Origin of the sequence: Mesorhizobium sp. AR10 (assembly GCF_024746795.1) — a bacterium.
Taxonomy (GTDB): domain Bacteria; phylum Pseudomonadota; class Alphaproteobacteria; order Rhizobiales; family Rhizobiaceae; genus Mesorhizobium.
This window is the reverse complement of record NZ_CP080524.1, coordinates 5,837,828-5,858,409: the sequence shown is the minus strand read 5'-3', so window position 1 is coordinate 5,858,409 and position 20,582 is coordinate 5,837,828. Positions and strand designations below refer to the sequence as shown.

Annotated in this window: 22 protein-coding genes; 5 read left to right on the top strand and 17 right to left on the bottom strand. The window is 61.6% G+C overall.

What is annotated here, in order from left to right; genetic code table 11:
• Positions 1-35: 35 nt before the first annotated feature.
• The 3 genes from LHFGNBLO_RS32100 to LHFGNBLO_RS32090 all read left to right on the top strand — a co-directional run bounded on the left by LHFGNBLO_RS32100 (position 36) and on the right by LHFGNBLO_RS32090 (position 2,783).
• The gene (locus LHFGNBLO_RS32100; protein ID WP_258604053.1) at positions 36-839 is read left to right on the top strand and encodes a helix-turn-helix transcriptional regulator; all 804 of its coding nucleotides are present in this window, start codon (positions 36-38) and stop codon (positions 837-839) included.
• A 3-nt stretch (positions 840-842) separates the two neighbouring features.
• On the top strand, positions 843-1,325 hold the full coding sequence (locus LHFGNBLO_RS32095; RefSeq protein ID WP_258604051.1) for a hypothetical protein: 483 nt from the start codon (positions 843-845) through the stop codon (positions 1,323-1,325).
• Positions 1,326-1,406: 81 nt separating this feature from the next.
• A complete protein-coding gene (locus LHFGNBLO_RS32090) occupies positions 1,407-2,783 on the top strand; it encodes a TolC family outer membrane protein (RefSeq protein ID WP_258610004.1) in 1,377 nt (458 codons plus the stop codon).
• A 3-nt stretch (positions 2,784-2,786) separates the two neighbouring features.
• Here LHFGNBLO_RS32090 and LHFGNBLO_RS32085 read toward each other — a convergent pair whose 3' ends face one another.
• Positions 2,787-4,442, bottom strand: a complete 1,656-nt coding sequence (locus tag LHFGNBLO_RS32085; RefSeq protein ID WP_258604049.1) for a GNAT family N-acetyltransferase — start codon at positions 4,440-4,442, stop codon at positions 2,787-2,789.
• 262 nt (positions 4,443-4,704) lie between these two features.
• Positions 4,705-5,238 (bottom strand): transglutaminase-like cysteine peptidase, encoded by a 534-nt coding sequence (locus tag LHFGNBLO_RS32080; protein ID WP_258610002.1) that lies wholly within the window; start codon positions 5,236-5,238, stop codon positions 4,705-4,707.
• 497 nt (positions 5,239-5,735) lie between these two features.
• On the opposite strand from LHFGNBLO_RS32080, the gene LHFGNBLO_RS32075 reads away from it, so the two are divergent.
• Complete coding sequence (locus LHFGNBLO_RS32075) at positions 5,736-6,131, top strand: hypothetical protein (RefSeq protein WP_258604048.1); 396 nt, start codon at positions 5,736-5,738, stop codon at positions 6,129-6,131.
• A gap of 241 nt (positions 6,132-6,372) precedes the next feature.
• Complete coding sequence (locus LHFGNBLO_RS32070; RefSeq protein WP_258604046.1) at positions 6,373-6,636, top strand: hypothetical protein; 264 nt, start codon at positions 6,373-6,375, stop codon at positions 6,634-6,636.
• Positions 6,637-6,898: 262 nt separating this feature from the next.
• Here the strand turns inward: LHFGNBLO_RS32070 and LHFGNBLO_RS32065 are convergent, their stop codons facing one another.
• The 15 genes from LHFGNBLO_RS32065 to LHFGNBLO_RS31995 form a co-directional block, all read right to left on the bottom strand.
• A complete protein-coding gene (locus tag LHFGNBLO_RS32065; RefSeq protein ID WP_258604044.1) occupies positions 6,899-7,081 on the bottom strand; it encodes a hypothetical protein in 183 nt (60 codons plus the stop codon).
• A 188-nt stretch (positions 7,082-7,269) separates the two neighbouring features.
• Positions 7,270-8,391 (bottom strand): Gfo/Idh/MocA family protein, encoded by a 1,122-nt coding sequence (locus LHFGNBLO_RS32060; RefSeq protein ID WP_258604043.1) that lies wholly within the window; start codon positions 8,389-8,391, stop codon positions 7,270-7,272.
• 69 nt (positions 8,392-8,460) lie between these two features.
• A complete protein-coding gene (locus tag LHFGNBLO_RS32055; protein ID WP_258604042.1) occupies positions 8,461-9,225 on the bottom strand; it encodes an ATP-binding cassette domain-containing protein in 765 nt (254 codons plus the stop codon).
• Complete coding sequence (locus tag LHFGNBLO_RS32050) at positions 9,222-10,223, bottom strand: ABC transporter permease (protein ID WP_258604041.1); 1,002 nt, start codon at positions 10,221-10,223, stop codon at positions 9,222-9,224. Before LHFGNBLO_RS32050 ends, LHFGNBLO_RS32055 begins: the two co-directional genes overlap by 4 nt.
• Positions 10,223-11,212, bottom strand: coding sequence for a substrate-binding domain-containing protein (locus LHFGNBLO_RS32045; RefSeq protein WP_258604040.1), 990 nt, complete (start codon positions 11,210-11,212; stop codon positions 10,223-10,225). Before LHFGNBLO_RS32045 ends, LHFGNBLO_RS32050 begins: the two co-directional genes overlap by 1 nt.
• A gap of 367 nt (positions 11,213-11,579) precedes the next feature.
• Positions 11,580-11,885, bottom strand: a complete 306-nt coding sequence (locus LHFGNBLO_RS32040) for a TOBE domain-containing protein (RefSeq protein ID WP_258604039.1) — start codon at positions 11,883-11,885, stop codon at positions 11,580-11,582.
• Positions 11,878-12,912 carry an ROK family protein gene (locus LHFGNBLO_RS32035; RefSeq protein ID WP_258604038.1) on the bottom strand — a complete coding sequence of 345 codons (1,035 nt, stop codon included), beginning with the start codon at positions 12,910-12,912 and terminating at the stop codon, positions 11,878-11,880. The genes LHFGNBLO_RS32040 and LHFGNBLO_RS32035 overlap by 8 nt, the downstream gene beginning before the upstream one ends.
• Positions 12,912-13,634, bottom strand: a complete 723-nt coding sequence (locus LHFGNBLO_RS32030; RefSeq protein WP_258604037.1) for a ribulose-phosphate 3-epimerase — start codon at positions 13,632-13,634, stop codon at positions 12,912-12,914. The genes LHFGNBLO_RS32035 and LHFGNBLO_RS32030 overlap by 1 nt, the downstream gene beginning before the upstream one ends.
• Positions 13,631-14,461, bottom strand: a complete 831-nt coding sequence (locus tag LHFGNBLO_RS32025) for an alpha/beta fold hydrolase (protein WP_258604036.1) — start codon at positions 14,459-14,461, stop codon at positions 13,631-13,633. The genes LHFGNBLO_RS32030 and LHFGNBLO_RS32025 overlap by 4 nt, the downstream gene beginning before the upstream one ends.
• Positions 14,461-15,279 (bottom strand): sugar phosphate isomerase/epimerase family protein, encoded by an 819-nt coding sequence (locus LHFGNBLO_RS32020; RefSeq protein ID WP_258604034.1) that lies wholly within the window; start codon positions 15,277-15,279, stop codon positions 14,461-14,463. The genes LHFGNBLO_RS32025 and LHFGNBLO_RS32020 overlap by 1 nt, the downstream gene beginning before the upstream one ends.
• Positions 15,279-16,355 carry a Gfo/Idh/MocA family protein gene (locus LHFGNBLO_RS32015; RefSeq protein WP_258604032.1) on the bottom strand — a complete coding sequence of 359 codons (1,077 nt, stop codon included), beginning with the start codon at positions 16,353-16,355 and terminating at the stop codon, positions 15,279-15,281. The genes LHFGNBLO_RS32020 and LHFGNBLO_RS32015 overlap by 1 nt, the downstream gene beginning before the upstream one ends.
• A 10-nt stretch (positions 16,356-16,365) precedes the next feature.
• Positions 16,366-17,187: a sugar phosphate isomerase/epimerase family protein gene (locus LHFGNBLO_RS32010; protein WP_258604030.1), complete on the bottom strand. Its 822-nt coding sequence runs from the start codon at positions 17,185-17,187 to the stop codon at positions 16,366-16,368.
• Positions 17,188-17,376: 189 nt separating this feature from the next.
• Positions 17,377-18,219, bottom strand: coding sequence for a carbohydrate ABC transporter permease (locus LHFGNBLO_RS32005; RefSeq protein ID WP_258604028.1), 843 nt, complete (start codon positions 18,217-18,219; stop codon positions 17,377-17,379).
• A 5-nt stretch (positions 18,220-18,224) separates the two neighbouring features.
• Entirely contained in the window at positions 18,225-19,121 is an 897-nt protein-coding gene (locus LHFGNBLO_RS32000; RefSeq protein WP_112566022.1) for a carbohydrate ABC transporter permease, read from the bottom strand.
• 140 nt (positions 19,122-19,261) lie between these two features.
• Complete coding sequence (locus LHFGNBLO_RS31995) at positions 19,262-20,509, bottom strand: ABC transporter substrate-binding protein (RefSeq protein WP_258604027.1); 1,248 nt, start codon at positions 20,507-20,509, stop codon at positions 19,262-19,264.
• Positions 20,510-20,582: the final 73 nt, after the last annotated feature.

The window sequence follows — 20,582 nt, the reverse complement described above, 5'->3', positions numbered from 1 at the left end:
CGAAATGCTGGTCTTAGGGTTAGGGTGGGGTAGCCATGTCAAGAGTCGCGGATTCCAACGCGCGTAGCGTTAGTGACGACGGATTAGGAAAGAGCTGGTCACAGAGAGTTCTGCTGATAGCGTCGCCGGCCGACAGTTTTCCCGATTGCCTGGTTTATGCAATCGAGAGGGAGTTTCCCTTCATATCGGTAGAGCAGGTCCCCACTCTGGAGGCCGCTTGCACCACGTTCGAGCATCCGGTTTGCCTTACACTGGTCGATGTCGAATTCCTGTCCGAAATCGACAGGCGTGCGGGCGACCTGATAAGGCTTCATCCAGCGGCACCGGTCGTTCTGGTGCAGCATGATAATCGGACACCTGTATCCGTCCAGGATGTCTTCGACCTGAAGATTGTGCGCAGTGTCCTGCCGATGGATTTGAAGCTGGATGTCTGGCTTTCGGTCATCAGGCTGGTGCTTCGTGGCGGGGAGTATTTTCCATTCGCCATGTTCCAGTCATATGCACAGAGCTCGCAGAGCGCTCCGGCCAAAACCGCGGACCACTCCAAGCGGGCTGATCACGCGAATTCTGCTGACACCGGGTTCGATCAGATGGGCGAGTTAACCGAGCGAGAATTTCAGATTCTCGAGATGGTGGCGCGAGGTTTGCAGAACAAGATCATCGCAGCCGCGCTTCAATTGTCCGAACACACGGTCAAGATCCATCTGCACAACATCATCACCAAACTTGGCGCGCACAACAGGACCGAGGCAGCGGCAGTGTTCCACGATCGCAGGGGTACATTTCATGCCGATGCGGACAACGCGCGACCGTCGCGCTTTGCCCAAACTTCCGCTTAGATCATGCCCCGCTTTCAGGAGATTCTGCTCCTCGTTGGCCAGTTGAACTACACGTGGACCAACACCGAAAGCCTGCTGATTTATCTGATTGCCGGTTTGGCGAAGGTCGACAAGGAAACGGCAATCATCATTTTCTTGACGCTGAATACGACGCGCGCGCGCATCGAACTGGTCGAGCGCCTGGCGAAAATGCCGAAAACGCCGACCGCGTGCCGTCAGGCAGTTCTGACCGTCACCGGCAAACTTACCCGCCAGGGGAAGTTGCGAAACAAATACAGCCACTGTATCTATTCGTTCGACGAAACGGGGACTCATGCGAGCACGCAATTGATGCGTATCGCGGACGGAAAGGATGAGGTAAAATACGGAAAGATCGAAAAGCTTGATGATAAGGAAATGAGCAGAATATACGAATCTATTGAACATATAAGAGAAATAAATAGAGATATATGGTCAATTGTTGACGAGAATTCGTTTCCGAGGTGAATTGGTTAACAAATTTACTATCCTTAGGGAACGGTGGAGCGAGTTGAGCTTTACCGCAGAAGGGGGGAGTTGAATTTGTCTTTGTTGTTTCCGCGATACGGGTTCCTGGCGTGTCTGGTCCTGTCCGCGACCGCGCTTTCGCCGATAGTCGCCTCCGCGGAAACCATTTTCGGCGCGCTTTCCAAGGCCTACCAGAACAATTCCTCGCTGAATTCCGCCCGTGCCGGTGTCCGTGTCACCGACGAGGGCGTGCCCCTCGCCAAGTCCGGCTGGCGCCCGACCATCAATGGACAGGCTGACGTCGACTACCAGAACACGCGCGTCAGCGGCGCCAGCAACAAACTTTCGAGCGCCAGTGTCGGTATCGTGATCAACCAGAGCCTGTTCGACGGGTTCCAGACCAGGAACAACGTCGCTGCCGCCGAATCGCGGGTCAGCGCCTCGGTCGAAAGCCTGCGCAACACCGAAGAGAACATTCTGTTTACTGCGGCGCAAGCGTATATGGACGTGATACGCGACCGGCAGGTGGCGGTGCTGACCGAGCAGAACCTGCAGTTCCTCACCGAGCAAGCGCGCGCGGCACGCTCGCGCTTTGAGGTTGGCGAAGGCACGCGCACCGACGTCGCCCAGGCCGACGCCTCGCGTTCGTCCGCCGTGGCGCAGTTGAGTGCCGCGCGTGCGCAGGCACTGGCAAGTGCGGCGTCCTATCATCAGATCGTCGGCGATGAACCGGGCAAGCTCAAGGGCGCTTCACCGTTGGCGAAGCTTTTGCCATCGAACCTGGGTGCGGCGATCACCATCGCATCCGCCGAGCATCCGGCCATCCTGGCCACCCAGCATCTGGTCGATGCGGCGGGGTTTTCGGTGAAATCGAACGAAGGCGCCCTGCTGCCGCAGCTTTCCGCTTCGGCCGGTATTTCCCAGGATTATCTGCACCGTAGTCCGGATATCGGCACCAACGGCGATTCGACCTCGGCCAATATCGGCGCGACGCTGACAATCCCGATCTATTCGGGTGGCCGTACCTCGGCATTGGTTCGGCAGTCGAAGGAATCGCTCAGCCAGGCCCGGATCGAGGTCGATGTCAGCCGCGACCAGGTGCGCAACGCCGTCACCTCGGCATGGACGCAATACACCGCCGCGCAACAGGGTGTCGTTGCCAACAGGGAGGTGATCGCCGCCGCGCAATTGGCTTTGAATGGCGTCATCGAAGAGCGCAATGTCGGCCAGCGCACCACGCTCGACGTGTTGAACGCCCAGAACGCCGTCATCACTGCGAAGATCGAGCTTGCCAACTCCGAACATGATGTCGTGGTGGCGAGCTATGCCATCCTTTCGGCGATCGGCCGTCTGTCGGTCGAACGCCTCGCTCTGCAGGTGACGAAATACAGACCTGAAGAGCATTACAACGCGGTCAAGGACAAGTGGATCGGCCTGCGCACGCCGGATGGCCGCTGAAATCTATCTGACCGGTGAGCCCGAACTGGGGGATCTGCTGGGCGGACTTGCCGTGCGCCCAAAGGTCTTCAGCACATTGTCGCGCAGGGCAATGGCCTGGCTATGATCCGGCTTGAGTCCGATGCAATCGTTCAGGCTCGCCAGAGCTTCCTCGACGCGGTCGAGTTTCACCAGCGCCAATCCACGATTGTAGTGCGACGCAGCGACATCGGGTCTGAGACTTATCGCGAGACTGCTCTGCCGTTCCGCCTCTTCGTACCTTCGCTGCTGAAGGAAAATCACGCCAAGCAGGTAAGTGACATCAAAGTGTTTGGGCTCAACATTCAAGATTGCGCGGTACATCTTCTCCGCTTCAGCCAAATGCCCGGTTTGATGAAAATGCGCCGCCCTCTTCAGATCGCGCGGTAAATGAGCTTGTCGCGTTGCGGCGAGTTGCTGGAGCAGCCGAAGCGCACCCACATGAGCAGGATCGGCATCCAGGATCTGGCGACAGGCCTGCGCGGCCGCGTCGAGTTCACCCGCTTCGTGCAACCCGTTTGCCCTTGTGAGCACAACAGGCAGGCTGCGGCTGTCCAGCCTGTTGCGAAGATTGCGACGGGTCTTTGTACTCACGAGGAGGCACTCGACCCGGCGTTCGATGCCGCCGAAATCATATTTGTAGGAAAAATTCCCTGTCTGAAGATCGTAGATGGCGAAGCCGTTCTGTATAGCCCATCGTATGCTGTAGAGATGAAGCGCAAAACCTGGAGCCGGCCTTTTGATGGTGAGGTCGCGTCCATTGAGCAAGCTGATCAGAGACCTGTTCTTGCGGTCGATGAGGCTGGCCTGCACCCCGATTGGGGTTTCTCCCCGCCACAAGACGGGAAGAGAGAGGGCATCGTGCTCGAAACAGGAGCTGAGCATGTTGCGAAAATTGTTCATCATCGCCTGCGGCAGGCCCGGATGGTATCGCGCCGCCAGCTTGGCCGCCCACTGGTTCTTCCAGAACCCAAGGAGTGCGTTCAGGTCGTGCTCGAGCGTCGCCGCGGTAACGTTGGTGATCCGGTACTCACCCCCGTCTTCGATCGACCTTAGCGTATGCCTGGCGTTATAGCGTGTGTGCGAGCCCATTCTTTCGCCAAGGAACTCGTCCCAACTGCCGGGCAAATTCACGTAGACATAGATATCGTGATCGATGTTGTCGCCATCGTCCGGCCGTTTGACCTTGCTGGTCAGGAACTCGGAAGGTGGAAATTGGCCCAGGAATGCGCCAAGCCGCTGCGGCGACGCGAAAATATTCTCAAGATGGAGCTTGGCCCAGTTTATCTGCTTTGCGTGTTCGGCAAAAGCGCGGACGACATCATCCTGAATTTCGGGGCTGCAAATGAACCCTGTATATCCGGCGAAATAACTCCCCCCGGTCCTGAGTTCGTTCTGGAATCCGCCGTCCCTGGCTCTTTCCGTTCGTAGCTGCAGAGGGAAGAAACCGACATAGTCCGATGAGCCATGCTCTTCTTTTGCAGCCAGAATGATCCATTGATAGCGAAGTCGCTTGAACCAGCCCGCGATCCATGTCCAGGACATGAAGAACTGAGCTTCCGGGTCAGCTTCGTAGACAGCGTCCCAATTGCCTCTCAGTTGGAGGAGAGTATCGAAACTATCGATAACATCCACACGCATGATGTTGACCTTTGCCCGAAGGGCGTGGGCAAACCGGTGACGGTTACGGCACTGGCTGTTTTCCTTCTAACCCTTGGCCAGGCAAGGAAATTCCGGCAAATGTGGCATGGAAGGAACGCCGTTGGAAGGCGGCAAGGAGTAGTTCATTCGAGCTATGTGCGAACCGTTGGTGGCGCGAGGCCGTGCCTGAGGATCAGGGCAGGTCGTGAATAATCCCGTCGGCCACGAAACACCGCGGAAAATCTGCGGAGGCCTGTACCGGCTAGGACGCGATGCGTGTCCACTTGCCTTTTTCGGACTGGGATTGCCTGGCAAAATACCGATACGAAGTACGCGACCAATTCCTGACGGCGCTGCTGCGGTTGTCCATGATCAGGTCGCCCTTGTCCGTGCGCACGGTAAGCACCGTGTGGCCTGCGCCGCCGAGTGTCACGACTGTCAGCAGCAAGGCGGAAGCCGGCCATCCGCGCTTCAGAAGTTCGCTCTTTTTCAGGATGGCGAAGTCCTCGCAGTCACCGTCTTTGGTCGGGACACGCCAATCGTCGGCACTGCCGACCGAGTCGAGGTCGCTACGCTCCTTGATCCGGTGGTTGACGGAGCTGTTCACAGCCGCAAGCTCAGCCTGGCGTGCCGGCGTGAGCTTAACCTGCTTGACCTGACCGCCGGTGCTGCAGAGTTTTGGTTGTCTGGCGCAGAAGGGACGAAAGGCCGGCGGGGCGAATGCGTACCCTTTGGTGACCATCGTCGCTGTAGTGCCACTGGTATGCATGGTATCGCTGCAGCCAGATGTCACCATGGCTGCGGCCACAATTGCCGCCAAACGAATCACTTGTCGTCCCCTTCTGTCGATGGGCGACATTCATAATTTCAGGACAAGCTAAATCAACCCTTACCGATGGCATTTGCACTGCTTTCAAAACAGTGTATAGTTAACAATATGTTTCCGATGGTCGGAAACTTTGATATAGCGCCCAGTTTGGGGACGGGAGCGCCTTTTTTCCCTTTAGGAGGAAGAAATGCACCTGTACCCAACCTGCGCGAGCAGGGTTCGCTCAACCTTGCTTGTTTCATCCGCCCTTGTGGCGGTGGTTTTGGCAACTCCCACAACAGCACAGAATAGTGTGCGACCGCGGCTAGCGGCCGCGCAATGTCAGCCGCTTACCGAAAGTAACTACGAGCTTTGCTGCATAGCGATCAATCGCAAGAGCATCTTGTCTGCCGATCAACTCGCCCAATGCCCACCCCTCACCACCGCTCTCGTCGCAGCTGCGTTGGCCAGTGATGGGGAAGGTGGTGGCAACGGCAACAGTGGCAACTCCGGCGGCGGTGGTGGCGACGGTGGCGGTGGCGACGGTGGCGGCGGTGGCGACGGCGGCGGTGGTGGCGACGGCGGTGGTGGCGACGGCGGTGGCGGTGGCGACGGCGGCGGTGGTGGCGACGGCGGTGGCGGTGGCGACGGCGGCGGTGGTGGCGACGGCGGCGGTGGTGGCGACGGCGGCGACGGCGGCGGCGGCGGTGGCGACGGTGGTGCCGGTGGTGCCGGTGGCGGCAGCGGTGGTGCCGGTGGTGCCGGTGGCGGCAGCGGTGGTGCCGGTGGCAGCGGTGGCGGCGGTGGCAGCGGTGGTGCCGGTGGCAGCGGTGGCGGCGGTGGCAGCGGTGGTGCCGGTGGCTGACCTAGGCCAAGCGTAATCATAGGATCCGGGTGGGCGGCTGTACCAGGCGTCCACCCGGTCACTTAGGCCTGTTATCACAGTGAGATGAGCCCGTTCTCGGATGGTCCGACGCGCCGGTTGGCACGTTGACGAGCCAAGCTCGGCCAAGGCCAATTATCAGAAAGGAACTGGGGACAGAAAACGCCAGGGGGTTTTCAAATCTGACCAACTATGATTGAAATTGAGAGAATATGGTGTTGCGCAGGAGGGAGGGCCTTGTGCGGCTAATTTCGATCATGGTTGAGCTTGGGGCGATTGTTGCCGGCGCCGGTCTTGAAACCGAGCAGCGCTGTCGGGACTTGGCCGTCATGGTGACGGGCTCGATCACGGATCCTTTTGAGGCATTGCGCCTTCAGGAAGAACTGGCGTGCCAGTTCTCCTTGCTCTCCTACGGCGGTGGCTTTGGTCTCGAACTCGCACAGTATTGGGATGAAACCCTGGAACTGGTCGACCTGATCCGGTGTGCCTCCATCTTGCATTGACCAACCCCAGCTGTTTTGAGAATGCCGGCCTTACGCCGAGAGTGGCCCAAAGCGCGTCGCGTTGAAACGGATTCAATCGACGCGCTTTAAATCTTTGTTTTTATGCTGTCGTTGTCCCAAAACCGCTGCGCACTTTTGGGCGACATGCACTGAGCCTCGATGAGACTGCAGCCATGAAAATCGACCGCAAGCTTGTAAGAGCGGCGACAAACGCGCCCGATGGCGACCAACGAGGTCATCGGATCATGGCCAGCGCCTACGGTCACGAGCGTTGCCGTCTCGCCATGGCCAGCCCGTTGTCCAGGGCATCTTGAAGATTTGTCGTGTAGCGCGCCGTGTCTTCCAAGCCGCTGAAGAAGTTTATGCGATGGGTTTCGCCCTTCTTGCTCATGACAATTCCCGCAGCCCGGAGCGTTTCCTGAACTGCCTTGTACGTCATATCCATGGTTACCTCCCCTGCTGAGACACATCAGCGTCGCTCTTTTATGTAACCGATTGGTGCCGCTGACTGTGAAAGAGGCAACATAACCAGCCGTTCGTCCTGGGACGTCTTTGGTGCCACTGCACTCTGTCGGGCGAGCGTGCCGCTCACGCCGAAGGCAGCGGCGCCAGCGTCGTGCGCGCGCAACAAGATCAACGATCACCATTGCGGGAAATAGGCGGCCGGCCTGAGCGTCCGGCAATCTCTTTCATGCGGTCGATGATCTCCGCCATCAGCGCCAGGTCGCGACGTGAATCCGCCAGGTCCGTCTCTGGCCTGGTGCCATCCGTGATGTGGCGATGGAAGGTCTCGAGCTCGTTCGAAAAGGCGTCGCCGTAGAGCGGTCCGAAAGTCCTGGTCACCGGGCCGGCGGTTCCGCTTTCGGTCACTTCGAGCCGCGTCGGCAGGCTGCGGATATAGGGCGTATCGTAGATGATGCGGAGCCGCCTGGTGTTCGAGCGCACCTCGATCATGGCGTCGAACAGGCCGAGATCATCGACCACCGCGTCGTAGCAGGCGGCGAAGTGTCCATAGTCGAACGTTACGCTGGTGTTGGCGCCGCCATTGGTGCGGTGTGCCGCAAGCACACGGGTTGGCTCACCGAGCAGTCCCCGCATCGCCGAAATGTGGTGCGAGGAGAGCGCCGTCAGGCCCCGATAGGCGCGCACCAGATCGGCTGGGGCATCGACGCCAACCACTTCGCGGATTAGCGCGTCGCGCTCCTTGGCGCCGCGCGCCAAGAGGGCAGGGTCGATGTCGGTGGGATAGAGCACATTCTGGCTCTTCTTCAGAAAATGCCGGCCTTCGGAGATCAAGTCGAAGATGCGGACATGGGTGATGTCGGCAAAGTCGGGCAGTTCTTCTTTGGCCGCCAGATAGGCAGGAGCATAGCGGCGCATGTAACCGACGAAGAGCGTCTTGGCGTAGTTCGGCGCCAGCGCCAGCAGTTCGTCGATCTCGCGCACCGTCAGGCAGGCGGGTTTTTCCAGGAGGATGTGCTTGTTGGCCTTTATCGCAGCACGCACGAAGCGGCTGTGGGTGTCGTCGGACGAGAGGATGAAAACTGCGTCGATATCCGGTGAGTTGATCAGCGCCTCGGCGGAATCGAAGGCCTTGGCTGTGGCATATTTGGACCGGCAGAGTGCGACCAGACTCGGCGAGACGTCATAGATGCCTGCGATCGCCCAGCGGTCGCGCTGGTCGCTCAGCACCGGCAGATGGATCGACTGCGCAACCTCTCCAAGACCGACAAGCCCGACACGGATCACCGCCACGGCATACTCCCCTTCAAACGCATTTCTTTCGGCGCTGGCCAGAACGGCCAACGGATCATTGCTAGGCCCTCAGGCCGCGCCGGTGACCAGTGCGACCAACTCGTTGCCGGTGGTTTCCGACGAACGCACGGTCGCCACCATTCGTCCCGCCCGCATCACCCAGATCTGGTCGGAAAGCCGCCGCACCTGATCGAAATTGTGGCTGACCAGGATGACGCTGACGGCCTGATCGCGCAGGCGTCGGATCAGCGCCTCGACATTGCCGGTCTCCTGCACGCCAAGCGCTGCGGTCGGCTCGTCCATCACCACCAGCTTTGCGCCGGAACCGGCTGCGCGACAAATCGAGATCGCCTGCCGCTGCCCGCCTGACAGCCGCCGCACGCGCTGGGTGACCGAAGGCATGTTGATCGACAGGCGCGACAGCATGGCGCGCGCTTGCTGCTTCATAGCGGTCCGGTCGAGGAAAGCGAAAGGGCCGATCCGACGCACGATCTCGCGATTGAGGAACAGGTTCTGCGCTACGGTCAACTCGTCGATCAACGCCAGGTTCTGGTGCACGGTCTCGATGCCGGCCTTGCGCGCCTCGTCGGGATTGGCGAAGGGGCGTGGCCGCCCGTCGAAGAAGATCTCTCCGCCGTCCGGCACATGCACGCCGACCAGGCAGCGGATCAGTGTCGACTTTCCGGCGCCGTTGTCGCCGATCACGGCGGTGACCTCGCCGCGGCGAGCCTGGAAGGCGACGTCGGTGAAGGCGCGGATGCCGCCGAAGTGCTTGCTCAGTCCGTCGCAGGCGAGGATCGCGTCAGACGAGGGGATGTGATTGACGACGCTCATTTCTGGTACCGCATGATCAGGGCCGCCAGCACGACAATCATACCCACGGCAAGCGGTTGGTAGAAGGCCGAAACGCTGAGCAGCGTCAGCCCGTTGACGAGGGCCGTCAGCATGAGCGCGCCGATCGCCGGCCCAAGAATACTGGCGCGTCCACCGAACAGGCTGACACCGCCCAGAACCACCGCCGCCACCGAATTGAGCAGCAGGCTGGTGTTGATCAGCGGTTCGGCCGAGCCGATGCGCGCCACCAGAAGCAGAGCGGCGATGCCGGCGCAGAAGCCGGAAATGGTATAGGCGGCGATCTTGACGCGGTCGGTCCGGATGCCGAGCGAGCGGGCACTTTCGGTCTGGCCGCCGGTCGCCAGCAGATGCACTCCGAAGCGCGTGTGGTAGAGCGCGATATGCGCCACGACAACGGCTGATATCGCCACCCAGACCGGATAGCCGAACGGCCCGAAGGAGCCGGAGGCGAGCTTCAGCAGGAATGTCGAGCCGACCGTTGTCGGCTCGCCATCCGAGAGGATGAGGCCAAGCCCGGTGACAGCTGAAAGCGTGCCGAGCGTCACCACGAAGTCTGGAATTTTTCCGGCCGTGATGATGAGGCCGTTCAGAAAACCGACTGCGCAGGTCGCGGCGACGGCGAGCACGCAGGCGAGGAAAATGCCCCAGCCGGCGGCGTCGACAAGGCCGAGGATGATGGCGCCCAGCATGACCGCTGCCGCCATCGACAGATCGATGCCGGACGTCGCCACCACGAAGGTCTGGCCGATCGACAGCACGACCAGGATCGCCGCCGCCAGCAACAGGGCCTGCAGATTGGCGACGCTGAGGAAGACCGGTTGGGCGATGCCGAACACGATGACGAGGCCGACGAGGCCGACGACGGATGCCCAGTCGGCCCAGAAGGAGGGATCCAGGAGGAGAGCCGACAGGGAGGGGCGGCTCTCCTCCGGCGCGCCCGCGTTGGGCTCGGGCGCGTTTTGTTCGGGAGTGCTCACTACTTCAACATCTCGCGGAAGGGATCGGGATAGTCGCCGCCAGGGGCCGGGAAATTCTTCAGCGACGCTTCCGCATTGTCCTTGTTGATCAAGAGCACTGGTGCCGGCACGTTGGCGGGCAGTTCCTTGCCCTTGGCGGCCACGGCGCAAGCTTCGACGCCCATGGCACCGACGACATAGGGATATTGCGCGACGGTGGCGGTGAGCTCGCCGGCAGCGATCGATTTCAGCGCGTCGACAATGCCGTCGAGACCGATCACCTTGACGTCCTTGCCCGAGGTCTGCACGGCGCGTTCGACGCCGAGCGCCATGATGTCGTTGGCGGCGAAGAAACCGGCGAGATCCGGGTGTGCTGCCAGGATGTCGGTGGCCGCCGTCAGCGCCTTCTCGCGATCCCAGTCGGCGCTCACCATGACCACGACTTCGAGCTTGCCTTCGACGGCCTGCTTGAAGCCCTTGATGCGGGCGTTGGAGCCGACATCGCCGACGATGCCGGCAATCAGCGCGACCTTGGAGCCCTTCGGCACCAGCTTCAGCATCTCCTCGCCGGCCAGCGCGCCGGCGGCGACGTTGTCGGTGCCGATATAGGTGGAGATGGCAAAGCCGGCGGCCTTGGCCTGCTCGGGGTCGATGGTGCTGTCGATATTGACGATCGGCTTCTTCTTCTGGGCGACAGGCACCAGCGCCTGCACCAAATTGCTGACGCTGATCGGGTTGACCAGATAGCAATCGAAATCCTGCAGGGCCATGGCGGTCAGCCGATCGGCCTGCCCGGTTGCATCACCCATATTGGCGGCTGCCTGGACGGTGACGGCCACACCGTTGGTCTTGGCCTGGTCCTCGATGCCCTTTTGCATGGTCTGGAAGAAAGGATTGTCGAGACCCTTGACGATGGCCGCGACTTTCGCGGCGTCCTGGGCATGGGCCGGCACTGAAATTATCGTCGCAAACAGACCTGCGCCAAGCGTCAGGCAATTGAACATGCGCATGCTTCGTTCTCCTCCTAATTGTTGGTTGTGTTGTACCTGGTTCGTTTCTCGACGAACGAAATGCCTGTCCGGGCCTTGGCAGCGGGCTGTCGACAGACCGTCGATCGCCCTGCGGTACGCAGATCAAGGGCCCGGTTCGGGCCACTTTTCGTGTCAGGCATTTCTCCTCCCAGAGCGCTGACCGATGTCCATCAGCATTTCCGCATGTTTTATAAAAAATTGACACGCGTCAAGAATTAAAATGTTGTGCAGTGCTTTTTGATGTGCTGCAGTGCAGCAGGTCGATGTCGTTTACGGCGATCTCGCGAGCGAAACGGCGACGCAGGGTTATCGAGGCCAGGCTCGAAGCCGACTTCGGCGGCGGTCTTTAAAAGCAATCGTTCAGCTTATGCAGCGGCGCCAGCGCCGGCCCATCCGTACGAAACAGGTGGCAAACCGACGGTGAGATGTCGAGCGCGATCGGGCTGTGCAACGGCGTCCTGTCGCCGCCTTCGGCCTGGACGACCAGCGTGATGTCAGGCGCGATCTCGACGTGCAGGATGGTCAGGCTGCCCAGCCGTTCGGCGAGCGCTGCTTGCCCCTTTAACTGTCCGACGGGCGCGATGCGCAGATGTTCCGGCCGCATGCCGAGCAGCAATTCATCGCCGCACGCCGCGCAATTTGGCTCAGCCATGGCTTGCCTCCCGGACACCGGCACGTTTGGTCGTGCCGCTATCGTCTTCGTCCTGCGCCATCGCCAGTGGCGCGCCTGGTTCGCCTTCCCACAGGATCAGGCTGGCGGCACCGATCAGTCCAGCCTGGTTGCCGAGCAGCGCCGGTACGATCGGCACATCGCGGTAGGCCGGCATCGCCCTCTGCTGGACGACCGCCCTGATGCGCGGAGCCAACAGGTCGAAGCCATTGGCGAGGCCGCCGCCCATCACGATCAGGTCCGGCGAATAGAGGTGAAGCAGATTGGTGAAGCCGATGCCCAGCCAGTTCGCCTCCGCCTCGACCAGTTCGAGCGCGCTGATGTCGCCGGCCCGCGCGGCCTCGACAACGTGCCTGGCCGAAACGTCGCCGTCAGCCGACAGGCGCCGCAGCAGGGAGCCGTCGCCCGGAGTGGTCAGCGCCGTGGCGCGCCGCCCGAGCGCGGTTCCCGAGGCGACGGCCTCGAAGCAACCGATGGCGCCGCAGAAGCAGCGGTCGCTTTCACTGGTGATGGTCATGTGGCCGATCTCGGCCGCCAGCCCGCGCCGGCCATGATAGATGTGACCCTCGGCAACGACGCCGCCGCCGATGCCGGTGGATACGGTGACGAACACCATCGATCCGGTGCCACGGCCGGCGCCGAAGCGCCACTCGCCGAGCGCGGCCGCATTGGCGTCGTTCTCCAGCCGCACCGGCAGGCCGAAATGCTTACCTAGAATGTCGATCAGCGGCACGTCGTGCCAGCCCGCCAGCGTTGGCGGTGCAATGACGATCCCAGCCTTGGGATCGAGCGGTCCCGGCGCGCCGACGCCGATGCCGGCGACCTTTGCCTGTGGGTGCTGTGTCAGAAGGTCTCCGGACAGTGCGATGATCTGGCCGATCACGGCTTCCGATCCCGCGATTGCCATCGTCGGCGCCGAAACATGGGCGACCACGCGACCGCCGCTGCCGACCAGCGCGCCGCGCAGCTCCGTTCCGCCGAGATCGAAGGCAAGCGCAACCTTTGTCATCAGGCGGCGACCTTCAGCCCATGCAGCCAGGCCATGCGCTGGGCAAGGTCGGGGTCGCCGAAAGCCAGCGATCCGAGCACCACCGTCTCCGCGCCGGCGGCACGCAGGCGCGGCACCGTCTCTTGGCGGATACCGCCATCGGCAGCCAGGATGATGTCGGCTTCGCGGCCTGCCTCTTTCATCAGCGCGCGTGCCTCGATGAGGCGCGGGCAGGCCTGGTCGGACAAGCTTTGGCCCTTGACGCCGATGGATGTGCCGAGCAGCGTCACGAAAGCCACTTCGGGCAGGAACGGCGTGACCGCGGCGACTGGCGTTTCCAGCCGGAGCACCACGCCGGCCTCGACGCCGAGTTCATGCGCCAGCCGCACGGCGCGCAGGCCGGCTTCGCCGTTTTCGGCATGGACGCTGATCAGGTCGGCGCCGGCCTCGATGAACTGGCGTGTCTGCTCCTCGACGATTTCGGCTTCCACCATCAGGTGCACATGGATCGGCCTTGCGGTCAGCTTGGCTATCCGCGCAACCAGGTCCGGGAAGAACAGGAAGCCGGGCGTGAAGCGGGCGTCGGCGACGTCGATGTGATGCAGGTCGACAAAGGCATCGATGCGCTTCAGGTCGCGTTCCATATTGGCAAGGTCGGCTGACCACAGGGAAAACTCGCCAAGCAGCCGGTTGCGCGGCAAGGCGGCGATGGCAGCACGGCCGGACAGGGATTTGGTGGTCATGACGCAACAAGGCTCCGAATGTTGAAGTGGGCGTGAAGGAAGGTGGTGATCTCAGTCTGCAGCTCGGCGAAATGCCTGGCGCTGTCGAGCGCCTTGGCAGCGATTTCCAAGAATGTCGCGCCGGGGATGGCATCGGCAAGAGTTTGCGCCGCCGACAATGGATGCACCGCATCCAGAGCGTTGCCGATGACCAGCACGGGTATGCCAAGGGCTGCGGCATCGCTTGTCGAAATCTCCGGTCCATCGGCGGCGATGTCGGCGAGGACTTGCCCGAACGGTCCGGCATCCGGCCGGTCGAAATAGCCGAACAACGAGGCGAGATTGTCGGGCGCCTCGCGCTGCAGGCGTGCGGCCGTTTGCGATTGCGCGAAGATTTCTCTCGCCTTGTCGGGGCCGTGACTGAGTATGAGGCCGGCAACCTCGGCGATCGGCTGCAGGTTCACCGGCGATTTATTGAAGGTCCAGGCTGGTCGCACCAGCAGCAGGCCGGCGACGCGGTTCGGGTGACGGCAGGCGAGACGCAACGCAATCGCGGCGCCCATGGAAATGCCTCCGGCGACGAAACGATCGAGACCGGCCTGATCGGTGGCGGCAAGGACATCGTCGGTGAACATGCCGAAGGAAAACGGCCGGCTGCTGCCCAGCTCCGAGGCGCCGTGCCCGCGGCACTCGAGCGTTATGCGCCGGCCGGCGGCGGCGGGGAAGGATTGCGCGACCTGAGCCTCGCCGCCGCCCAGTCCGTGCTGGAAGACGACCGCAAGCCCGTCGCCGCTGTCGGAAACCCGAAGCGTGGCGTCATCCCGGAGCATGGTGGCCGGGCGCGGCATCAGGCCAGCCCATTCAAGAAGCGGGCGACGCCAGGCGCTTCTTCGGCCGAAAGCCCGTGCGTGACAAGCGCACCATCGAAACCGGTTTCCTTGAGCCGACTAATGAAATCCGGGAAGTCGACGACGCCCCGGCCGGCGGTAGCGAAGCGGCCGTCGGCAAGACGATCCTTGGCGTGGGCCATGGCGACGTGACCTGCGGTGCGTTCGACCGCGGCGGTGACGATGGTGCGGGCTTGCCCGGCGCTTGCCTGCTCGAACAGGTTTGCGGGATCGAGCACGATGCGCAGCCGTTTCGAGCCCATCTCGGCGATGAGGCGCATCGCGTCCGCCGCCGAGGTGACGATGTTGGCCTGTTCGGGCTCGATGCCGAGATCGACACCGTGGCGCTCGGCGAGATCAAGCGCCTTTTCCATCTCGGTTGCCATGTCGACCCAGGCCGAAGGATCGGCATTGTCGGGATGATGCGCCCACTGATCGTCCGGGTTGCGGGTTCCCGTGCACAAGGTGACGAGCGGAATGGAAAGAGCTGCCGCGGCCGCGATGACCACGCCAAGCCGACGCAGACCGTCGTCGCGCACAGCCTTGTCCGGATGGGCCATGTTGTAGGTGCCGGACAGTGCCACCAACGCAATGCCAGAGGTGTCGGACGCTGCAGCAATAGTACGGACGGCGGCGTCGGGTACCGCATCCGGCATCGACGGCAGGCCGGCACAGGCAAGGTTGAACTGGGTGGCGGCAAATCCCGCATCGCGCACCGCCGCCAGCACGCCGGCCGGCTCGCTGCCCGGGAAGGTCTTGGCGAACACCCCGATCTGCATCAGACCGCCCCCGACACAGTGGCGATCTCGACGCGCTGCCCGGTCTCGACCGAGCGGGCAATCGCCACCATGGCGCGGATCGAGGCGATGCCGTCCGCGACATCGGCGCCACGCATCGGCTTGCCGTCGAGCACCGTCTCGGCGAGGCCTTCGAGCTGGCGCCGGAAGAAATGGCCGTCGGCGCCAAGCGGCTTGCGCGAGGTCGCATCCTTCTCGTGGAAGATGTCGACCTCGCTGGCGCGGAAATACCAGGGATTGAAGGTCTTCGCGATTACCGAGCCGTTTTCGCCGTAGAGCTGGAAGCCCTCGTGCCAGTCCATGCGCACAGCCACCGTGAGGTCGAGATGGCCGAGCGCGCCGTTGGCGAATTCCGTTTCGACGAACCAGCAATAGGCGCCGAAACGTTCGTTGAGGCGGGCGCGCACGGCGACGATCTCACCGCACAGGAAGCGTGCCGTGTCGACGAGGTGCGAGCCATGCGCCAGCATGAAGTACTGTCTGAGGTCGGCCTTCGGATTGCCTGTCGGCTTGCGCGCCAGCTTGCTGGTGACCGGCAGCGGCTGGATGGCGTCGGTGTTGGTGTAGCGATGGGTGGAATCGCAATACCAGGCTTTTAGCGCCAGGATATCGCCCATCTCGTCGCGGACGAAATCGCGCGCCGCTTCCAGTGCCGGGTCGAAGCGTTTCATATGGCCGACCTGGAGAATCTTGCCGGAGCGCTTGACCGCATCGGCGAGCTTTTGGCCCTCCTCGACCGAGACGCCGATCGGCTTTTCGCACAGCACATGCTTGCCGGCCCGGAGCGCCTTGATCGACATCGGCACGTGATAGGCGTCCGAAGTGGCGACGATCACCGCTTCCAACTGCGGATCGGCCAGCATGGCATCGTAGTCGCCGTACATCTTCTCGGGCTCGTATGTCGCGCCCATGCGGGCCAACAGGTCGGGGGCGGCATCGCAGATCGCATAGAGGTCGGCATTGCTGGCCTTCACGCAGGATTCGAGATGGGCGAATTGCGCGATCGGCCCACAGCCGAGCACACCGACACGAAGGCGACGATCTTTCTTGCGGATCATGGTCTCTTCCTCACGCGCCGTAGTTGCGCATGGTCTGGCGGTTGGTCTTGACCGCGCCGGCCGGGTCGGCGGCAGCGGTTTCGGATTCCTCTTCCAGCACCAGCCAGCCGTTGAAGCGTGGCGCGGTACTGGCGATATCGATCACGGCCTGGGTATCGCAGACACCCTTGCCGAGCATGGCCCAGGTGCCCTTGGCATCGACGTCCTTCAGGTGCACGTAGCGGATGCGGTCGCGGTAGGTGGTGAGCGTATCAGCCATATCGGCGTGGCCGCGCAATATGTGGCCGGTGTCGGGCACCCAGCCGACCAGCGACGGATCGATCAACCCAAAAATCCGGTCGTAGTCGGCGCGGTCGAACAGCAGCGTGTTGTGGTGGGAGCTGGGATGGACGGCGACGTCGACACCAGCCTTGCGTCCGAGCTCGCCGGCCTTGTTGTAGAACTCGGCCGCGATGCCAAACTTGTCGTCGCGCGGCCCGTCGGAGACGACGGTCGCAGAGCCCATCGAGACGAGGGCACCCGGAATGGCGGAGGCGAAATCGATCCAGCGTTTCGCGGTCTCGAGGTCGGCGCCGATCTTCTCCTTCAGCGTAAAACCGCTCTTCGAACCGAAGGCGAAGGAGACCAGTGTGAGGCCGGACGACTTCAGCGCAGTAGCGAATTCCGCCGGCCCGTCGGCATAGCGGCCGATCATCGTGTCGGTGATCTCGATGCCCGCATAGCCGCCATCGGCGATCGCTTTGAGCAGATCGTCGGGGCCGCCGGCAAAGCGGTCTCCGAGCATTTCCCAGGTAAAGGTCTGGCACCCGACTTTCAGGTCTTTCACGGTCATCCTTTCATTCCTTGATTCCACCTTGCGTAGGCCCTTCGACGATGTGGCGCTGGAAGAACAGCAAGAGTACGATCAGCGGCGCTATGACGACGCCCGAGATCGCGGCGATATCGCCTGCCAGCAGAGAAGGTCCAATCCATAGATTTCGATGCGCGGCCTACTCGATCAGTTCTTCGCGGGAGGGACATCCTACTTGACCGAGCCCGCGGTCATGCCGGCGAGGAAGAACCTCTGGGCAACGAGGTAGATGACCAAGAGCGGTAGCGAGCCGAGCACGCTCATCGCCATCATCTGGTTCCATTCGAAGGCGTGCTGCCCCATCAACAGCTGGATGCCGATCGGGACGGTGCGCATGGACGTTGACTTCGTCAGCGTCAGCGCAAAGAGAAATTCGTTCCAGCACAACAGGAAGGTGTAGACCGACGTCGCCACGATACCAGGCAGTGAAATCGGGACGATCACCCGCCAGAGTGCGGTCCAACTGGTGCCGCCGTCGACAGCCACCGCTTCATCGAGATCGCGGGGCAAGGTGTTCAGATATCCCGTCATCAGCAGGATCGCGTAGGGCAGCGTAAACACCAGGTAGGTCAGGATCAGCGCGACGTAGGTGTCGAAGATGCCATACGAGACGACAAGCCCGAAGAAGGGGATCAAAAGCGTGATCGGCGGGATCGTCTGCGTGCTGATGATGAGTGTGTTGAGGCTGCCCTTGCCGCGGAAATTGAAACGGCTGAACCCATAGGCCGCCAGCAAGGCGATCAGCACCGTCAGCACGGTCACCGCTCCGGCCACGAAGTAGCTGTTGAAGAAGAAGCGCAGCTTTACCGGGTCGCCGAGGATGGCCGCATACGCTTCCAGCGTGAAGGCCTTCGGCAGGACGGTTGGTGGCAGGGCAAAGATTTCGGTATTCGACTTGAACGAGCTGCTCAGCATCCAGTAGATCGGGAAGGCCGCGAAAAAGAGCCCTGCGGCAAGCGCGACATGGAGCGCGACGGTGATCAGCCTGTCTTTCGGCGTGTGTCTTTTACTCATGGTGACTACCGAGCCTTTTGATAGCGGATGTAGAACAGCGTCAGGCCGAGAGAGATCAGCAGGATGACCACGGCGCTCGCCGACGCCTGCGACAGGTTGTAGCTCGAAAACGCCAGCTTATACGTGTAGGTGCTGAGGACCTCGGTCGAGTAGATCGGACCGCCGCCCGTCGTTATCCAGATCAATGGAAAGACCTGCATGGTCCAGATGAAGTCGAGCAGCGAGATGCTGATGATGATCGGCATCAGCTGCGGGATGGTGATGAAGATCAGCTTCTGGTAGGCCTTCGCCCCGTCGATATCGGCGGCCTCGTAGAAATCCTTGGGAATCCCCTGCAAGCCTGCGAGCAGGCTGACCATGAAAAGCGGGTAGCCCGCCCAGATATTGGCGAAGGTGACGGCGTGCAGCGCGGTCTCGGGCGAGGAAAACCACTCGACCTTCGAACCGATGATGCCCATCTGCATGAGAACGCTGTTCACGACACCGTTCGGCTCGAGCAGGAGGCGCCAGATAACGGCGATAATCACCGCGGTGAACAGCCAAGGCAGTATGTAGAGCACGCGCAGAATATTGCGCAGCGTCGGATTGATGCGGTCGCTGTTCAGCATGAGTGCGAAGACCATGCCGATGGTCATGTGGAAGACGACACTCATGCATGTGAAGTAGAGCGTGTGCCACAGCGAGGCCCAGAACACTGGATCGGCAAAGATCGCCTGGTAGTGTTTCAGTCCGGCAAAGGACGGGTCGCGACGCAGCACCGCGCTGTTCTGGAACGAATAGCCAATCACCGTCACCATCGGCAGCAGCATCAGGAGGCCGATTATGAGGAGCGAGGGTGACAGATAGAGATAGGGTGCGACCGCTCGTTTCAGTCTATGGTGGGAGCGCTTCTGCCGAGTCATGTGCCACCCTTGGGATACGCCTTCAACAGGAAGGTGCGCTTCGGAAACAGGTCCATCTCAAATTGCCGATCCGTTGTTGACGGGTGGCCTGCCCGAAGTCAGGCCACCCGGTGGAAGATAGCAAACGGGGAACAGGCCCCTCAGAATTTCGCCATCCAGCCCTTTTGAGCGTTGGCTGCGGCTTGTTCCGGAGACTGCTCGCCGGCGAGCATCTTCTGGGCTTCCACGTCGAACTTGGTCATCAAGTCTTCAGCCACCGGCAGACCGGTGAACTCGTTGGCGAGATAACCGGTCTTGTAGATTTCGAAAGCCTTGCCGAAAGCCTTGTCCGAGGTCACGAAATCGGGCTTGGCGTTGACGTTGCCCGGGAAGGCGTTTGCAAGCGACACGAGCTTGGCGTTCACCTTTTCACTCATCAGATATTGGACGAGCTTCCAGGCTTCCTCCTGATGTTTCGAGGCCGCAGAGATGCCGATGCCCCAGGAGGCGTAGGGAAGGCCGCGCTTGCCGTTGTAGTTCTCCACGACCGGGACCGGGATGAGTTCGAAGTTCAGCTTGGGATTGCGCTCGCGGATGAGGTTCACATGCGCGAGCGAGTCGATCATCATCCCGACCCGGTTGTTGACGAATTCCTCGACCTTTTCCTGTTCGGTCTTGGTGGCAATGCCGGGCGAGATGACGCCGGCGTCGTTCAGCGATTTGACGAAGGTGAGCATATCGACGACCGGCTTGCCCTCGAGAGCCGGCTTGCCGTCGGCCATCATCGATTGACCCGAGGCCCAGACCCACGACATCAGGTCGTTCTGGACACCGGACGGCGTTTGCAGCGACAAGGGAAGCACCCAGCCATACTGGTTCTTGTCGACATGGGTCATCTTCTTGGCGGCTTCGAGAAACTCCGCGCGGGTCGACGGCAGCTTGGTTACGCCGGCCTGGGCGGCGAGGTCCATGTTCACGAAGACCGGATAGACGAACGAAGCCACGGGAAACATCACCGCCTTGCCGTCCACCTTGATGATATCCGCGACCTGGGTCTTATCGAACCCGCTCGCATCCATCATCGGGTTCATGTCGGCCAGCGCATTCTGCGCGTTCAGATTGTTCACCCAAGCGCCGTCGAGACCGACGACGTCGCTAAGCGTTCCAGTTGCAGCACCAACCGAGATCTGGTCGCGCGTGGTCGCATAGGGGCCGCTGACCAGCGTCACCTTGATTCCGGGGTTTGCAGCCTCGAAGTCATTCATGATTGCCCTGAGCGAGCCGGCCGGCAATTCGGGCTCCCACCATTGGGTGAATTCCAGCGCCGTGTCCGCCATGGCGCTGGTTGCGCCAAGCAACCATGCGGCCGCGGCTATTTTCAGCATCGCGGGTTGTATCCGAAACGTCATTTTCTCCTCCTTCTTTAAGATCGACCGCACAATGCGGACGATCGTCTGGTTTATTCAGAAGCCTTCTTGCCAG

Excerpts from the sequence above, each read along its gene's own strand:
- LHFGNBLO_RS32100 (WP_258604053.1), top strand. The coding sequence starts at position 36 with ATGTCAAGAGTCGCGGATTCCAACGCGCGTAGCGTTAGTGACGACGGA.
- LHFGNBLO_RS32095 (WP_258604051.1), top strand. The coding sequence starts at position 843 with ATGCCCCGCTTTCAGGAGATTCTGCTCCTCGTTGGCCAGTTGAACTAC.
- LHFGNBLO_RS32085 (WP_258604049.1), bottom strand. The coding sequence starts at position 4,442 with ATGCGTGTGGATGTTATCGATAGTTTCGATACTCTCCTCCAACTGAGA.
- LHFGNBLO_RS32080 (WP_258610002.1), bottom strand. The coding sequence starts at position 5,238 with ATGGTGACATCTGGCTGCAGCGATACCATGCATACCAGTGGCACTACA.
- LHFGNBLO_RS32065 (WP_258604044.1), bottom strand. The coding sequence starts at position 7,081 with ATGGATATGACGTACAAGGCAGTTCAGGAAACGCTCCGGGCTGCGGGA.
- LHFGNBLO_RS32055 (WP_258604042.1), bottom strand. The coding sequence starts at position 9,225 with ATGAGCGTCGTCAATCACATCCCCTCGTCTGACGCGATCCTCGCCTGC.
- LHFGNBLO_RS32045 (WP_258604040.1), bottom strand. The coding sequence starts at position 11,212 with ATGCGCATGTTCAATTGCCTGACGCTTGGCGCAGGTCTGTTTGCGACG.
- LHFGNBLO_RS32040 (WP_258604039.1), bottom strand. The coding sequence starts at position 11,885 with ATGGCTGAGCCAAATTGCGCGGCGTGCGGCGATGAATTGCTGCTCGGC.
- LHFGNBLO_RS32035 (WP_258604038.1), bottom strand. The coding sequence starts at position 12,912 with ATGACAAAGGTTGCGCTTGCCTTCGATCTCGGCGGAACGGAGCTGCGC.
- LHFGNBLO_RS32030 (WP_258604037.1), bottom strand. The coding sequence starts at position 13,634 with ATGACCACCAAATCCCTGTCCGGCCGTGCTGCCATCGCCGCCTTGCCG.
- LHFGNBLO_RS32025 (WP_258604036.1), bottom strand. The coding sequence starts at position 14,461 with ATGCCGCGCCCGGCCACCATGCTCCGGGATGACGCCACGCTTCGGGTT.
- LHFGNBLO_RS32020 (WP_258604034.1), bottom strand. The coding sequence starts at position 15,279 with ATGCAGATCGGGGTGTTCGCCAAGACCTTCCCGGGCAGCGAGCCGGCC.
- LHFGNBLO_RS32015 (WP_258604032.1), bottom strand. The coding sequence starts at position 16,355 with ATGATCCGCAAGAAAGATCGTCGCCTTCGTGTCGGTGTGCTCGGCTGT.
- LHFGNBLO_RS32010 (WP_258604030.1), bottom strand. The coding sequence starts at position 17,187 with ATGACCGTGAAAGACCTGAAAGTCGGGTGCCAGACCTTTACCTGGGAA.
- LHFGNBLO_RS32005 (WP_258604028.1), bottom strand. The coding sequence starts at position 18,219 with ATGAGTAAAAGACACACGCCGAAAGACAGGCTGATCACCGTCGCGCTC.
- LHFGNBLO_RS32000 (WP_112566022.1), bottom strand. The coding sequence starts at position 19,121 with ATGACTCGGCAGAAGCGCTCCCACCATAGACTGAAACGAGCGGTCGCA.
- LHFGNBLO_RS31995 (WP_258604027.1), bottom strand. The coding sequence starts at position 20,509 with ATGACGTTTCGGATACAACCCGCGATGCTGAAAATAGCCGCGGCCGCA.